Source organism: Sphingomonas pruni NBRC 15498 (genome assembly GCF_001598455.1).
In the GTDB taxonomy this organism is placed as follows: Bacteria; Pseudomonadota; Alphaproteobacteria; order Sphingomonadales; family Sphingomonadaceae; genus Sphingomonas; species Sphingomonas pruni.
Window position 1 is genome coordinate 16976 of sequence record NZ_BCYZ01000053.1, and the last position, 15227, is coordinate 32202.

Annotated in this window: 13 protein-coding genes; 3 read left to right on the forward strand and 10 right to left on the reverse strand. The window is 65.3% G+C overall.

Features of this window, described 5'->3' with window-relative positions; all coding sequences use genetic code 11:
* Positions 1-137: 137 nt before the first annotated feature.
* Genes SPR01S_RS15110 through SPR01S_RS15120 form a run of 3 tightly spaced genes read right to left on the reverse strand, consistent with a single transcriptional unit; the run spans position 138 to position 4183 of the window.
* A complete protein-coding gene (locus tag SPR01S_RS15110) occupies positions 138-1481 on the reverse strand; it encodes a PepSY-associated TM helix domain-containing protein (protein ID WP_066590793.1) in 1344 nt (447 codons plus the stop codon).
* Positions 1478-3724: a TonB-dependent receptor gene (locus SPR01S_RS15115; protein WP_066590818.1), complete on the reverse strand. Its 2247-nt coding sequence runs from the start codon at positions 3722-3724 to the stop codon at positions 1478-1480. Before SPR01S_RS15115 ends, SPR01S_RS15110 begins: the two co-directional genes overlap by 4 nt.
* 48 nt (positions 3725-3772) lie before the next feature.
* Positions 3773-4183: a DUF2946 family protein gene (locus SPR01S_RS15120; protein WP_066590798.1), complete on the reverse strand. Its 411-nt coding sequence runs from the start codon at positions 4181-4183 to the stop codon at positions 3773-3775.
* Between the two features lie 119 nt (positions 4184-4302).
* On the opposite strand from SPR01S_RS15120, the gene SPR01S_RS15125 reads away from it, so the two are divergent.
* From SPR01S_RS15125 to SPR01S_RS15135, 3 genes are all read left to right on the forward strand, one after another.
* Entirely contained in the window at positions 4303-5463 is a 1161-nt protein-coding gene (locus SPR01S_RS15125; RefSeq protein ID WP_084251219.1) for a sensor histidine kinase, read from the forward strand.
* Positions 5460-6257, forward strand: coding sequence for a LytR/AlgR family response regulator transcription factor (locus SPR01S_RS15130; protein ID WP_066590799.1), 798 nt, complete (start codon positions 5460-5462; stop codon positions 6255-6257). The genes SPR01S_RS15125 and SPR01S_RS15130 overlap by 4 nt, the downstream gene beginning before the upstream one ends.
* A gap of 217 nt (positions 6258-6474) precedes the next feature.
* Complete coding sequence (locus SPR01S_RS15135) at positions 6475-7227, forward strand: isocitrate lyase/PEP mutase family protein (RefSeq protein ID WP_066590801.1); 753 nt, start codon at positions 6475-6477, stop codon at positions 7225-7227.
* An 80-nt stretch (positions 7228-7307) separates the two neighbouring features.
* Here SPR01S_RS15135 and pyrE read toward each other — a convergent pair whose 3' ends face one another.
* The 7 genes from pyrE to hisD form a co-directional block, all read right to left on the reverse strand.
* The gene (gene pyrE, locus SPR01S_RS15140) at positions 7308-7901 is read right to left on the reverse strand and encodes an orotate phosphoribosyltransferase (protein ID WP_066590803.1); all 594 of its coding nucleotides are present in this window, start codon (positions 7899-7901) and stop codon (positions 7308-7310) included.
* 88 nt (positions 7902-7989) lie between these two features.
* On the reverse strand, positions 7990-9957 hold the full coding sequence (locus tag SPR01S_RS15145; RefSeq protein WP_066590807.1) for an alpha/beta hydrolase family protein: 1968 nt from the start codon (positions 9955-9957) through the stop codon (positions 7990-7992).
* A 134-nt stretch (positions 9958-10091) separates the two neighbouring features.
* Positions 10092-12206 carry a sodium-translocating pyrophosphatase gene (locus SPR01S_RS15150; RefSeq protein ID WP_066590809.1) on the reverse strand — a complete coding sequence of 705 codons (2115 nt, stop codon included), beginning with the start codon at positions 12204-12206 and terminating at the stop codon, positions 10092-10094.
* 113 nt (positions 12207-12319) lie between these two features.
* Positions 12320-13213: a thiamine-phosphate kinase gene (gene thiL, locus SPR01S_RS15155; RefSeq protein WP_066590811.1), complete on the reverse strand. Its 894-nt coding sequence runs from the start codon at positions 13211-13213 to the stop codon at positions 12320-12322.
* Positions 13214-13223: 10 nt separating this feature from the next.
* Positions 13224-13400 carry a DUF4169 family protein gene (locus SPR01S_RS21290; protein ID WP_084251221.1) on the reverse strand — a complete coding sequence of 59 codons (177 nt, stop codon included), beginning with the start codon at positions 13398-13400 and terminating at the stop codon, positions 13224-13226.
* Between the two features lie 12 nt (positions 13401-13412).
* A complete protein-coding gene (nusB, locus tag SPR01S_RS15160; protein WP_066590813.1) occupies positions 13413-13883 on the reverse strand; it encodes a transcription antitermination factor NusB in 471 nt (156 codons plus the stop codon).
* 49 nt (positions 13884-13932) lie between these two features.
* Positions 13933-15219: a histidinol dehydrogenase gene (hisD, locus tag SPR01S_RS15165; RefSeq protein WP_066590815.1), complete on the reverse strand. Its 1287-nt coding sequence runs from the start codon at positions 15217-15219 to the stop codon at positions 13933-13935.
* Positions 15220-15227 lie beyond the last annotated feature (8 nt).

Genomic DNA, 15227 nt, shown 5'->3' on the forward strand with positions numbered 1-15227 from the left:
GGGACGGCGGCCTTTTTTGTTGCTTCAGAGCCGATCGATCGGTCGGAGCGTCGTGGCAATGGATTGAATAGGCCGATCTATCCTCGTCAGCCTCATCGAAGCCAATACCGAGATCATTGTCCACGCGATGGATAGGCTCACATTCCGACTACTCTCAGTCCCAACGAATCCCTTGCCCCTGTCTGCCTGCGGAAGCAGCGTTCCGCCGCGAGCACAACGAGCAGCGACACCCCGAACAGCGGCATCATGATCCCGAGCGCAACGATCGCAGCGATCAGCACTCCACCAAAGCGCGGGCGCGAGAGCGGCAAGGGCGCGCCGAGCCGTCCCGACGGGCGCCGCCGCCACCACGAGATCGCTCCCGATATGCTCAGCGTCATCAGCATCAGCGCGCCGAGGGTGATCAGCACTTGGTTGACGATACCGAACAACTGGCCCTCATGCGTGGCGATGCCATAGCCGACCGCGCGGTCGACCCAGTGGCGCTCGGCGAAGTCCTTGCGGCCGAGCACGGCGCCGGTCGCGCCGTCGACCACCGCCTGGGCACGCAGCGGCCGATCCGCGGCGTCGGACGCGACCGTCCAGCGGTGCGGTTCCTTGCCCGGCGACGACACCAAAACGGGAGGCGCGAAGTGCAACGCGGTCGCCGCGACGACGGTGCGATTCAGCTCTCCGGGCCGGGCGCCCTGATGCGCCATTGCCATACCCATATGGCCGGCATGCTCGCCGAGCATCGGGTCGTCCGTCTGCTTGCGGCCCCCGATCGTCCAGTCGACCGGGCCGTCGAGCGTGCCGGTGAACGTTCGTATCTCCTTGAAATAGCTGCCCCAGGCCTTGGCCCAGGGCAGGCCGGTGGTAACCACGAACAGTGCGAACAGCGATACCCAGATTCCGGTCACCGCGTGCAGATCGCGCCAGAACAATCGGCGGCCGCCCGACGGACGCGGATAGAGCACGCCGGCCAATCCCTTCCGCCCGCGCGGCCACCAGAGATAGAGGCCGGTCAGGATCATCACGAGCGTCCAACAGGCGGCGATCTCGACGATATAGCTGCCCCAGGCGCCCGCGAGCAGCTCGCCGTGGAGGTGCGACACGATCTGCATCGGCCGTTGGTCTTCGCTCACGACGCCGAGGACGGTCAGTCTGTAGGGATCGACATACACGCGCCGATCCCCCGCGCTCGTCCCGACCAGGACGCGCACGGCCGACCTGGCCGATTGCGGCAATTCGTATTTGTGCAGTCGCGATCCCGGCACAGCCCGCATTGCCGCGGCGGCGATCGCCTCGGGTGTCGCGCGGGTCGCGCTGGGGATGAGCGAATCGTAAGGCCGGTCGAGCCACGCCTCGATCTGCGGCCGCCAGGCATAGATGCTGCCGGTGATCGCCAGCCACAGCACGAACGGGACGCAGAACAGTCCCGCGTAGAAGTGCCAGCGCCACACGGCGTTGTACCAGCGCGAGCCGGGTGGCCGGACGCTCACAGCTTGACCGTCAGGTCGGCGTGGAAGCTGCGCTGCGGGAAGGGGTGGAACAGGAAGTATTTGTCATTGTTGACATTATCCACGCCCAGCCCGAGCACGTAATTCTTCGTGACGACGAATTGCGCGCGCAGGTCGACGACGAAGAACTTGTAGAAACCCTGATAGGTGTTCCCGTTCACGTCGCTATTGTCGAGCGAGCCGTAGAGCCGGCTCGAATAGCGCGCCGCCGCCGATAGCGACACGCCGTCGACCGGACGCCAGGTCGCCAGCGCGGTCGCTTTCCAGCGCGGTACGGTCGGGATCAGCTTGCCGATCGCGGCAGGCAGGCCAGGATCGGCGCGCGTCGTCGCGTCGGCGTAAGTGACGCTGCCCGAAAGATCGAAACGCGGGATCAGGTCGGTGCGGACGAACGCGAATTCTACCCCGCGCGCGCGCGTGCGATCGACATTCTGGACGAAGTTCGCCGCCAGCGTGCCCCCGCCCGGCAGCGTCAGCGTACCAGTCTGCGAGATCAGCGCGTCGGTCACGATTTCGTTGAACAGCGATAGTCGGAACGACCCTTTCGAATCGACGCGTTCCAGCGCGAGTTCTTCGGAACGTGCATGTTCGGGCTTCAGGTTCGGGTTCGGCACGGCGCCGACGGTCCCGCTGGTGACCAGCTGATACAGCTCGCCGACCGTCGGAAAGCGCCAGGCATCGCCATAGGAGAGAGTGACTTTCCATCTGTCCGCCGGCCTCCACGCCAGCGATGCCTTGGGCGAGAAGCGGGCCGTGCTGCGCGATGGCTGGATGGTCGATACCGCCGGCGAGGCGGAGAAATTGACCCCGCCATAGGCATGCCACGATTCATAGCGGCCACCGACCGTCACCGTGACGGCGGGGAGGATCGTCCACGCGTCCTGCACCCACAAGGCCACGGTACGCGTCTTGCCGAGCGATCGCTGGTTGAGCGCACCCGCTGCCCCCTTGATCCAGTCGGCCGTCGCGTAGCGGTTGCTCGCGATTTCGAAACGGTCCCAATGCGCGCCGGCGCTCAGCGCGTTACCACCGCGGCTCCAGGCGGCCTTGGCATCCAGTGTGTCCCAGCCGGTACCATCAAGGCGCGTGATGTTGCCCGCGCCACCCGAAAGGGCGGCCGGTAGCGACCCGGTTGGTGTGCGCTGTTCGTCGTCGGCGAAACGATATCGCGTCCAGATCACTTGCCAGTCGAGCCCGCCGCCCGTGCCGCTCAGCGACAGCGCGTGCGACCAGTGACGCTGGCGCGTGAGGTAGGTGCCGCTGGCGAACGAGCTGGACGGATAGACCGGCAGGCCGGTCACGGTCGCCGTCAAATAGCTTTCCGCGCTGCCATTGGTGCGGTTGAGGAACAGGCCGCCGACATAGGTGAGGCGGATATCCCTGGTGAGGTCGAGCGCGGCCTTGAGCTTGAGCCGGTCCTGCCCCTGATCCTCCATCCCACCTGCGCCAAGGATCTGGATCGGCTGGCCGAGCTTGTTGCGGTCGGGAACCGCGCCGGTCACGCCATTGCCGGGCGCGCCGCTGACATAGCTGATCGGCTGGCTGTGGCTCGTCACGTGATCATAGCTCGCGAACACCGCCAGCGGCCCGAACCGATCGCCGATCGTCAGCCCGGCCTGATAGGCGGGATAGGTATCGCGCCGCCCGTACAGGTCATAGGTCTGGACGCTCACGCCTGCCGTCGCCGTCGCCTCGAGCTGGTCGGGCAGGCGCGTGGTGATATTGACCACCGCGCCGATCGAATTGCCCGGATAGGCCGCCGAAAACGGACCGTACAGCACGTCGATGCGCGTGACTTCCTGCGGGCTGACGGCGCTCCAGCGCGGACTCGCCGACGTGTTGTTGTTGCCGATCAACGCCGAGAGCAACGCGCCGTCGGCATAGATCAGGCTGCGCGCGCTGGCGCCCAGGCCGGCGGTGCGCGTCGCCAGCGGCGCCTGGGTGTCGCCGATATGGCGTTTGCGCACGATCAGGCTGGGCAGATATTTGATCACGTCCTCGACGTTCATCGCATTGACCGTCCGCGCGATCGTGCCGGCGTCGATCGACGCGCGGGTGGAGGGCGCGTTCTCGATCGTCTGTTGCTGGCGTTGCGCGGTGATCAATATGTCGTCGCGGTGATCGTCTCCCGGTGCGGAATCGTCGGCGGCATGCGCTGGCAGCGCGATGGCGCTCGCCATCACGGCGAGCGGGGCGCACCACAGGGTGCGCTTGGCATTAGTCACAATCATTCCCCTTGCTGAATCGCTCAAGCTGCCAAAGGCAGCGTCGGTTCAGGCGAGGGAGGGCGGTCCGGTGGCGGGAGGCGGGGGAGCGGCAAGGCCGCGGCCCGGGATGGCCTCGATCGGATCGAGTGCCGGCGCGCCGTCGGGAGCCAAGATCGGCGCGGCGAGCGCAACCAGTGTCGGCGGCGCGTCGGCCACGCCGAGCCCCGCAAAGGCGCAAACATGGTCGCTGGACTGGCTCTTGCCCGGTACCTTATGATGCAGCTTGCCGTCGGGCGACAACACCATGGTGTCGTCGGGTCCGGTGCCGTTACAGACGGTGATCTCGATCCCGCCGGCGGCGTTGACCACCGGCATCCACCCTTCGGGAGCGACGCTGCGCGCCAGCAACGCAGCCACCAGCAACAACAGCCAGCCGAAGCGGCGTCGCATGTCGTGGCGATGGTTGGCGGGATTCATTGCGGAGCTGCTCTTAAGGTAAGAGACGCCGCCAAGGCTATAAGTATTCCTGCCGAAACGATCGCTCGACACCGCCGGCTTTGCGCGCTTTGGCCAGCGCGTATAAAGGGACCAGCCCAATGGCCACGATTTCGCCCCCCGCGCCGGCGCCGGCCGACACCGCATTGACGGACCAGAAGCGCCCCTTCTGGACGCCCGCGATCTTTTCGCGCCCGTTCTTCGAGGACAAGAGCCGCGCCTTCTGGACCCTGCAGGGCGTCGGCTGGGGCGGTTACCTCCTCCTTCGTTCAGTGTCGTCGGTGTCCAACGGCGCGCCGATGACGGCATTGATTCCGGGGATCATCGAATCGATCGTCGGCTATTGCATCACCCTGCTGCTTTCGACGCTCTATGGCTATTACCGGCGGCTGCCGCGGATCAGCGCGATCCTGTTGACGGTGGTGACGCTGGCCGGCGCGACGTTCCTGGCGGCGGTGCTCAACGGCTTCTCCTACAGCATCATGAAGGACAATCCGGGCCTCAATTTCGGCTTGGTGTTCGGTCAGCTGTTCCTCAATTTCACCGTGCTCGCGGGCTGGTCGGCGCTTTATTTCGGGATCAATTTCTATCTGATCGTCGAACAGCAAGCGGACCAGCTGCTGGTGCTCGGCAACCAGGCGTCGTCGGCGCAGCTGGCGATGCTGCGCTATCAGCTCAACCCGCATTTCCTGTTCAACACGCTCAATTCGATCTCGACCCTGGTGCTGCTCAAGGAAACCGAGCGCGCCAATGCGATGCTGTCGCGGCTGGCCGATTTCCTGCGCTTCACCTTGATCTACGAGCCGACCGCGAACGTGACGGTGGCGCAGGAGGTGCACACGCTCAAACTCTATCTCGAGATCGAGAAGATGCGGTTCGAAAAGCGCCTGCGCCCGGTATTCGAGATCGATCCCCGCGCCGAACGCGCGCGCTTGCCCTCGCTGTTGCTCCAGCCTTTGGTCGAAAACGCGATCAAATATGCGGTCACGCCAAGCGAGGAGGGGGCGGAAATCGCAGTTTCGGCACGTCTCGTCGGCGAACGCGTCCGGATCACCGTGTCCGACACCGGCCCTGGCTTGATCGAGAGCAAGTTAGGGCCGAGCCTTTCAACCGGCGTGGGGCTCGCCAATATAAGAGATCGGTTGGCACAGGCGTACGGACCTGACCACCGTTTCGATGCTCGGTCTACACCAGGGGGCGGCTTTGCTGTGGAGATCGAGATTCCGTACCAGTTGGAAGATCCGAATAGAGAGGCCGCATGACCATACGAACTATCCTGGTGGACGACGAAGCGCTCGCGATCCAGGGGCTCGAACTCCGCCTTCAGGCGCATGACGATGTCGAGATCATCGACCGTTGCGCCAATGGGCGCGAGGCGATCCGCAGTATCAAGACCAATAAGCCCGATCTGGTGTTTCTCGATATCCAGATGCCGGGATTCGACGGCTTCTCGGTGATCCAGGGTCTGATGGAGGTCGAACCGCCGCTGTTCGTCTTCGTCACCGCTTATTCCGACCACGCCATCCGCGCGTTCGAGGCGCAGGCGACCGATTATCTCGTGAAGCCGGTCGAGGAATCGCGCCTAGCCGACACGCTCGACCGCGTCCGCCAGCGGCTTGCGGAGAAGCGCACCGCCGAGGAAGTCGAGAAGTACAAGGAAGCGCTGGCCGAGGTCGCGCCGGAAGCGGCCGAGGAAATCGCCGATGGCGGCGAGGTGTCGTCCAACCGCTTCGAAAAGCTCATCAACATCAAGGATCGCGGCAAGATCTTCCGCGTCGACGTCGACACGATCGAAGTGGTCGAGGCGGCGGGCGATTACATGTGCATCAAGACCGGCGACAATACGCTGATCCTGCGCCAGACGATGAAAGACCTGGAAAAGCGCCTCGATCCGCGCCGCTTCCAGCGCGTGCACCGCTCGACCATCGTCAACCTCGACCTTGTTCGTCAGGTCAAGCCGCACACCAATGGCGAATGCTTCCTGGTGCTCGACTCGGGCGGCCAGGTGAAGGTCAGCCGCAGCTATCGCGACGTGGTCGCGCGGTTCGTTCACTAATCAAATCCTCCCCAAGCTTGCTTGGGGAGGGGGACCGCCGAAGGCGGTGGAGGGGCCGCAGCCGCGCAGCGGCGAGGACGGGATTTTCCCCGCCACCATTTGCTGATGCAAATGGTCCCCCTTCCCCATATTCGATGGGGAGGATTTTAGAGACGAATGGTTGACGGGTTTGGAACAAATTGGCAACAAACGTTCATTCCTTCCCGGGAGAATCGCCTTGTCCACCTACGAAACTTTCGCCGCGCTCCACGTCCCAGGCGACCCGCTGATCATCTACAATTGCTGGGATCCGGGCAGCGCGGTGGCGATCGCCAAGGCGGGCGCCAAGGCGATCGCGACCGGCAGCTACGGCGCCGCCGGATCGCTCGGCTTCGGCGACGGTGAGGAAGTCCCGCTCGACCTGGTCTTCGACAATGCGAAGCGGATCATGAACGTCGTCGATGTCCCGGTGTCGATCGACTTCGAGAGCGGATATGCCCGTGATGCGGCGGGGATCACCGCCAATCTGGCCGGTCTCGCCGCGACCGGCGCGGTCGGCTGCAATTTCGAGGATTCGGTGATCGGCGGCGAGGGTGTCTATCCGATCGCGACCCAGGCCGATCGCGTCGCCGCGGCGCGCAAGGGGGCGGGCGATGCCTTCTTCATCAACGCGCGGATCGACCTCTACATCCGTACGCCGGCCGAACAGCAGGGCGCGTCGACGCTCGACGAGACGATCGATCGCGCCGCCGCCTATCTGGCGGCAGGCGCGAGCGGCATCTTCGTCCCGTTCCTCCGCGATGTCGCGGCGATCGAGCAGATCGTCAAACGGACCGGCGCGCTGGTCAATGTCCTGCCTGGGGGCGGCGACGTCGATTCGCGCGCGCTCGCCGATGCAGGCGTCGCGCGGATCAGCTATGGCGGCGGTCCATGGTTCGCGGCGATGGCCTGGCTGGAAGAGCAGGCGCGGTCGGCGACCAACTGGAAATAGCCGTCATCCCGGCGAAGGCCGGGATCGCTGGAGAGTTGCGATACGGCCAGAGGCCCCGGCCTGCGCCGGGGCGACGGATTTCAATCCAGCGGCTTCTTGTCCTCTTCGGTCACGCCGAGATCGGTCGCGGTGAACAGCGCGTGTAGCGTGATGCCGCGCTCCTTGAGATTGGCGTCCGCCCCTTGTTCGCGATCGAGGATGACGATCGCATCCTTCATGATCCCGCCCGCCGCCTCGATCTGATCGGCAGCCTTCAGGATCGACCCGCCGCTGGTCGCGACGTCGTCGATCAGCACGACATGCTTGCCCTGCAACGTCTCACCGCCGGCATCGTCGAGCCCCTCGACCATCAGCGACGTGCCATGTGCCTTGGCCGCCTTGCGCACGAACACCGCGCCGATTGGCCGGCCGACGTCCCAGCTCAGCGCCGCGATCCCGCCCAGCAGCGGTACCGCGCCCATCTCCAGCCCCGCGACGTAATCGGCATCGAGCCCGTCGAGCACCGACAACAGCCCCCGCGCGCATTGCGCGGCGCCTTCGGGCGTCATCATCGTCGCCTTCATATTGAAATAGATCCGGCTACGCTTGCCCGAGACGAGCAGAAAATCGCCGCGCTTGAGCGTGCGCGTGGCGAGTAGCGTGCGAAGGGCTTCGCGGTCGTACAAGGCGGCCATGGGTCCTCACGGGGCAAAGGGAAGGAGCGCCACCGCAACCGGTAGCGCCCCTTCCTTCGATCAAGCCCGGCAAGGCGTCAACTGGCGATCAAGCCGGGTTATACTTTGCCAGGAACGCCTCAAGTTCCTCCAGGAATTGCTGGCGGTCGGCCTGGCGAGTGAAGTGATGGTCGCCCAGCGGCTGTTCGACATAGCGATACGTTGCCCCAGCTGCCTTCAGCCTCTCTACCATCTCGCGCGATTGCTTGACCGGGACAACCTGGTCGGCCTTGCCGTGCATGATCAGGATCGGCGTGGAGAATTCGGGGGCGAAGTTGATCGGTGACACAGCCTTAAGGTCGGGCGCTTGCTTGCGGAGATAGTCCTTGTCTCGGCCGCCGTTGAGGAACGATCCGTCATAACGCAACATCGCCGTCATGTCGGAAATGCCGGCGAAGGACACCGCGCAGCGATAGATGCCTTTGTCGCGTTGCGCCGCGCGAAAAGCCGCATAGCCGCCATAGGAACCACCGACGATGCACACCCGCTTGGCGTCGGCGATTCCCTGTTTCGCCGCCCAACCGACGGCGTCGACCAGGTCGTCCTGCATCTTCAGCCCCCATTGGCCTTCGCCAAGCTTGTTGAACTTGGTGCCGAAACCGGTCGAGCCGCGATAATTGGGCTGCAGCACGGCGTAACCACGGCTCGCCAGGAACTGAGCCCACCAATCCCATTCCTCGTCGTCGCGGACCGCCGGACCGCCATGCGGCATCAGGATCAGCGGGAGGTTCTTGGCCTCGCGCCCCTTGGGCAGCGTCAGCACCGCGGACATTTCGGTCCCGTCGCGTGCGGTGTACCGGACGGTCTTGACCGGCGCGTAGGTCTTGGTGCCGAGCGTCGCGTTGATCGTCGCGAAGACCGACATTCGCCCGTCGGCAGGGCGATAAAGATAATAGGCCCCCGCGCTATCCGCCGCGCCGATGTGCACGATCAACACGCTCAGGTCGTTGCTCCACGACACGATATCGGGCCACAGATTGGGAACTGCCTTGTCGAGATCGGCCTGGACCTGCGCCAAGGTCGGGTCGAGCCATTTCGTGCGCGTCCGCGTGTCGGTATATTGGAACCCCATCATTTTCGTGCCGGTCGGGTCGAGAAACGGTGCGCCGACATCATAGCCGGGCGCATCGAAGATCTTGGCGCCGATCTTCATCGTGTCGAGATCGAAATCGTAGACCGCGTCGAACCCGTCGGCATCGTCGACCGCGATCGCCTTTCCCGATTGCGGCAGGATCAATGCGGGCAAAGTGCTGAGCGTACTGCCCTTGGCCACGGCACACTCGATTGGTTTCAGCGGCCCGCCGGCCTGGGCACGGTACAAGGTGCGATAGGATCGCCTGTCGTCGTCATAGGCAGTGCCCAACCGCACGGTGCCGGCAGTATCGGCATACCAGTCCATTACATTGGTGGTCGAACTTTGGACGATCTTGCTCTTCCCGGTCGAGATGTCGAAGTCGCGCACCTGCGGCCAGAAATTCTCGTCCATATAGATCGAGTTCTGCATCGCGATCAGCGCATGCGGGCTGCCGTCGCGCGCGATCCACAATATGTCGGCGCCATTCTGGCCGGTCGTCGGCGTCGCCAGGACATTGATCTTGCCGCCATCGGCACGAACGCCGAACGCCCGGCTGACATACCAGCTATCGCCCTCCACCGGCTGCATTTCGCCGGTGCTGAGCAATAGCCAGTCGTTGTTGACCCACTTCCAGCCGATCAGTTCGAAATCGCCCGGATCGAGCAATTTGGCCTTCGTGGTGTCGGCCAGCGGGATGATCGCCAGCCGCATCTTGCCCTGGACCGCGATCCGCGCGGCGACGCGGGTACCGTCCGGCGACAGTGAGGGCGCCTCGATGAACGGTAATTGCGCGAAGGCGGCGGCGGGAGGCGGGCCGGGATTGGCCGGTGCCGGCTTTGCCTCCGACGCCGGCGCGCTCGGCTTGGCGTCCTGCGCCGATACCGCGGTGATTGCCGGATACAGCGCGGCCACAGCCGCGATCGATACGATACGCCCGAACATGGTTCCCCCTCCAGTGCCCGGCGCCAAGTCTAGCAATGAAAAAGGGGCAGACAAGCTGCCCCCGATCCACTTTTATGTCCGAAAAGAACGATCCGCTCCCATCCGGCGCAATGGCCGGATGGGAGCAGTATCGCTTAGCCGACGCCGTGCGCGGCCAGCGCCGCGAGCAGCAGAAGTGCGACGATATTGGTGATCTTGATCATCGGGTTGACTGCCGGGCCGGCCGTATCCTTGTAGGGGTCGCCCACGGTGTCGCCGGTGACCGCGGCCTTATGGGCGTCGGAGCCCTTGCCGCCGTAATTGCCGTCCTCGATATACTTCTTGGCGTTGTCCCAGGCACCACCGCCCGACGTCATCGAGATGGCGACGAACAGGCCGGAGACGATCACGCCGAGCAGCATCGCGCCGACCGTGGCGAAGCCCTGATCGCGGCCTGCCACTGCCTGGATGACGAAGAACACCACGACGGGGCTCAGCACCGGCAGCAGCGACGGCACGATCATTTCCTTGATCGCCGCCTTGGTCACGATATCGACCGTGCGGCCGTAATTGGGACGGCTGGTCCCTTCCATGATGCCCTTGTCGGCCGCGAACTGGGCGCGGACGTCCTCGACCACCGATCCCGCCGCCCGGCCGACCGCGGTCATGCCGAAGGCGCCGAACAGATAGGGAAGCAGCGCGCCGAGCAGCAGCCCGACGATGACATAGGGATTGCTCAACTGGAAGTTGATCGTCCCGATGCCGAGCTGCGGCGCATAGCGGTCGAGGTCGGTCGTATAGGCGCCGAACAGCACCAGCGCCGCGAGCGCGGCCGAGCCGATCGCATAGCCCTTGGTCACGGCCTTGGTCGTGTTGCCCACCGCGTCGAGCGCATCGGTACGGTGCCGCACGTCGTCGGGCAGTCCCGACATTTCGGCAATGCCGCCGGCATTGTCGGTTACCGGGCCGTAAGCGTCGAGCGCGACCACCATGCCGGCGAGCGCGAGCAGCGAAGTGGCGGCGAAGGCCACACCGATGATCCCGGCCAGCTGGTACGTCGCGATCACCGCGACGACGATGACGAGCGTCGGCAGCGCGGTCGATTCGAGGCTGATCGCCAGCCCCTGGATGACGTTGGTGCCGTGGCCGGTGGTCGACGCCTTGGCGATCGACTTGACCGGGCGATAATTGGTGCCGGTGTAATATTCGGTGATCCACACCAGCAGGCCGGTGACGGCCAAGCCGATCAGCATGCAATAGAAGAGCGACATGCCGGTGAAGCTCTTGTCGCCCACCGTGCCGATCGCGGCGTTGAGGTCGCCCAGCACCCATTTCTCGGCGCCGAAGATGGCGAAGGCCGAGAGGACGACGGTGGTCCAGAACCCCTTGTACAGTGCGCCCATGATCGACTCGCCCTTGCCGAGCCGGACGAAATAGGTGCCGATGATCGAGGTGATGATGCACACGCCGCCGACGATCAGCGGCAAGGCCATCAGCGCGAACAGATTGGGTGCTCCCGACAGCAGCAGCGCGATCGAGACCATCGTCAGGCCGATAGTCACGACATAGGTCTCGAACAGATCGGCCGCCATGCCGGCGCAATCGCCGACATTGTCGCCGACATTGTCCGCGATCGTCGCAGGGTTGCGGGGATCGTCCTCGGGAATGCCCGCCTCGACCTTGCCGACCAGGTCGGCGCCGACGTCCGCGGCCTTGGTGAAGATACCGCCGCCCAGACGCGCGAAGATCGAGATCAGCGAGGCGCCGAAGGCCAAAGCGGTCAGCGCGGCGACGATCTCATGATCGCCCGGTTCGAGATGCCTGACCCCGGTCAGGTACCAGAAGATTCCGGCGATCGAGAGCAGGCCGAGACCCGCCACCAGCATGCCGGTGATCGCGCCCGAGCGGAACGCCATCGTCAGCCCGCCCTGAAGTGAGGTGCGCGCGGCCTCCGCGGTCCGCACATTGGCGCGAACCGAGATGTTCATGCCGATGAACCCGGCGATACCCGACAGCACCGCGCCGATCAGGAACGCCACGGTCGACAAGAGGCCGAGCGTGAAGAACAGGATCACGGCGACGATGACGCCGACGATTGCGATGGTGGTATATTGGCGACCCAGATAGGCCTTGGCGCCTTCCTGAATGGCGGCGGCGATATCCTGCATCTTCTCGTTGCCGGCCGGCGCGCGGAGCACCTGCTGACTGGTGATGAAGCCATAGACTACGGCGATCAGGCCGCAGACGATGGCCGCATAGACAATCGTCATTCCTCTTCCCCTTTTAGACGCGTAGCGCCGGACGGCGCCCGCGAGCTTTCCCTAGGTGGGCAGGAGGTATAAGCGGGGATCGGACGAGCGCAAGCGTCCAGGAACGCCCGGCGTCAGTGTTGGAAACCAAGACGGGCCGGGAGCGGGACGGAGGCGCCCTGCCACGTCAGCGCGATGCCGCGTCCGGCGTCGAAACGGCCGACCGAGACTGCGCCGGTTGGCGGCTCTTCGCCGGCGGGCAGCGCGAACAGCAATTCGTAATCGTCGCCCGCGGTCGCTGCGGCGAGGTGAGCGGCAATGTCGCCACCCGCGAAAGCGAGATAGTCCGCCGAAAGGGGTATGGCGGCTAGCTCGACGGTGACCGCCAGGCCCGAGGCCACGGCCATGCGGCTGGCATCGATCAGCAATCCGTCCGATACATCCATCATCGCATGGACGAGCGGAGCCAGTCTTAGGCCGTCGGCAAGACGCGGCGTCGGGCGGCGATAGCGAGCGAGCAGCGATTGCGGCCCCGGCGCTCCCTGCGCGATCCGCAGGCCCGCGCCGGCATCGCCGATCGTCCCCGTCACCCAAAGCTCGTCGCCGGCCTGAGCGCCCGAGCGCAGCGGCGCGGGTGCGTCTCGCCCGATCGCGGTCAGCGTCAGCACGCGTGGCGCATTCGCGGGAAGCGACACGGTATCGCCGCCAATCAGCGGACAGCCGAACGTCTCGAGCGCCGCGCGCAGGCCGTCGAGAAACGCGCGATCCCAATCGTCGCTCGACAGCGGATAATTGAGCAGCACGCCCTCGATCCGCGCGCCCTTGGCGGCGAGGTCGGACAGATTCACCGCGAGCAGTTTCCAGGCAATGTCGCCGGGCGGATCGTCGGGCAGGAAATGAACACCCTCGACAATCGTGTCGGTAGTGACGGTCCATCCACCGATCGTCGCATTGTCGTCGCGCAGATCATGCGCGCCCGGATGGAGCGGCAGCTTGCGCAATGCGGCGATGAAATCGGCTTCGTTCACATGCGCCGCGTCATGGCTCGCGCTTCGCGCCGTCCAGCTTGCGGGCGCGGCGCTCGGCTTCTGCCTTGGCGGCCTGCTTCTCGGCCTTGGTGCGGCCGTGTGCGGCGCGGTTCGCGGCGGCGGTCGCCTGGGCCTCGTCGCGCGCTTTCGCCTTGCGGGCGCGGTTGAGGTTGACGATCTCCGCCATCCGCGCCGACAGTTAGGCTCGAGCGCTCTTGGCGACGCCGTCCAGTATGCCGTTGACGAAGCCCTTTTCGCGGCGTTCGTAAAAGGCATCGGTGACATCGAGATATTCGTTGATCACGGTGCCGACCGCGACGTCCTTGCGCGCGAGCAACTCATAAGTTCCGGCGCGCAGGATCGCCTTCATCAATTTGTCGAGCCGCTCGATCTTCCAGTCGGCGGTGACGTTGGCCGAGATCAGCGCATCGATCTCGTCGATCCGCGCCAATGCGCCGGTCACCAGATCGTCGAAGAAATCGATATCGGCATCGGCATATTCGGCATCCTCGATCGTCGCGCCGAGGCGATGCTGGTGGAATTCATGGAGCAGCGACACGACGGCCGTCCCGTCCATGTCGTGCTGATAGAGCGCCTGGGTCGCGGCGAGCCGCGCGGCGGCGCGCGCCTTCGACCGGCCGGCGGTGCGGGAATTGGTGTGAGTCGTCATTTGTGATGCCTTTAGACCGGTCGACCGGTTCTTGTCGAAAGTGGAGGGGTCAGCCGAGCCGGAGGGCTACCGAACGGGCGTGAGCGGGCAGGCCTTCGGCTTCGGCCAAGGTCACCGCGGCGGGACCGATCGCGGCGAGCGAGGCCGGATCGAGCGAGAGAAAGCTGGTGCGCTTCATGAAGTCGAGCACCGATAATCCGCTCGAAAAACGTGCACGGCGGCCGGTCGGCAGAACGTGGTTGGGCCCGGCGACATAATCCCCGACCGCTTCGGGGGTGTAGCGGCCGATGAACACCGATCCGGCATGTTTGACCATGTCGAACAGCGCGTCGGCCTCATCGCAGGCGAGTTCGAGATGCTCGGGCGCGAGCCGATTGACCAGCGGCATCGCCTCGACCAGGTCGGCCGTCACGATGATCGCGCCGTTCGCGTCCCAACTCGCGCGCGCGACTTTGGCGGTCGCCAGTTCGCCGATCTGAAGGTCGACCGCTTCCGCCACCGCGCGCGCCAGAGCGGCATTGTCGGTGAACAGGATCGACTGGCTCGACGGGTCGTGCTCGGCCTGGCTCAACAGATCGGCGGCGATCCAATTGGGGTCGTTCTTGCCGTCGGCGACGACGACGATCTCGCTCGGGCCGGCGACCATGTCGATCCCGACCACGCCGTAGAGCTGGCGCTTGGCCTCCGCGACCCAGGCATTGCCGGGACCGCACACCACGTCGACCGGTGCGATCCGCCCGGTGCCATAGGCAAGCGCGGCGACGGCCTGTGCCCCGCCGATTCGCCAGACCTCGTCGACCCCCGCGACATGCGCGGCGGCGAGCACCAGCGGGTTGACCTCGCCATGGGGGGTCGGGGTGACCATCACCAGCCGCTCGACGCCCGCGACCTTGGCCGGAATCGCGTTCATCAGCACCGAGCTTGGATAGGCTGCGCGGCCGCCCGGAACATAGATCCCCGCCGCGTCGACTCCGCGCCACCGCGCGCCGAGCCGCGCGCCGACCGCGTCGATTTCGTCGCGGTCCTCCGGCTTCTGCTTGATATGATAAGCGGCGATCCGCTCGGCGGCGAGTTCGAGCGCATCGCGCAGCTCGGGCGCCAGCGCTTCGTGCGCGGCGAGCCATTCGGCGCGTTCGATCCGCCAGCCGGTCTCGTTGAGATCGTGATGGTCGAACTTGCGGGTGAAGGCTTGGACCGCGGCGTCGCCTTCGTCGCGCACGCTGGCGACAATGGTGCGGACGTCGCGCGCGACGTCGCTGTCGGCTTCACGCCGCGCGTCGACCAGGGCCTGGAACTGGCGATCGAAGCCGGGTTCGGAGGTAGAGAGTTTGATCATGTCTAAAA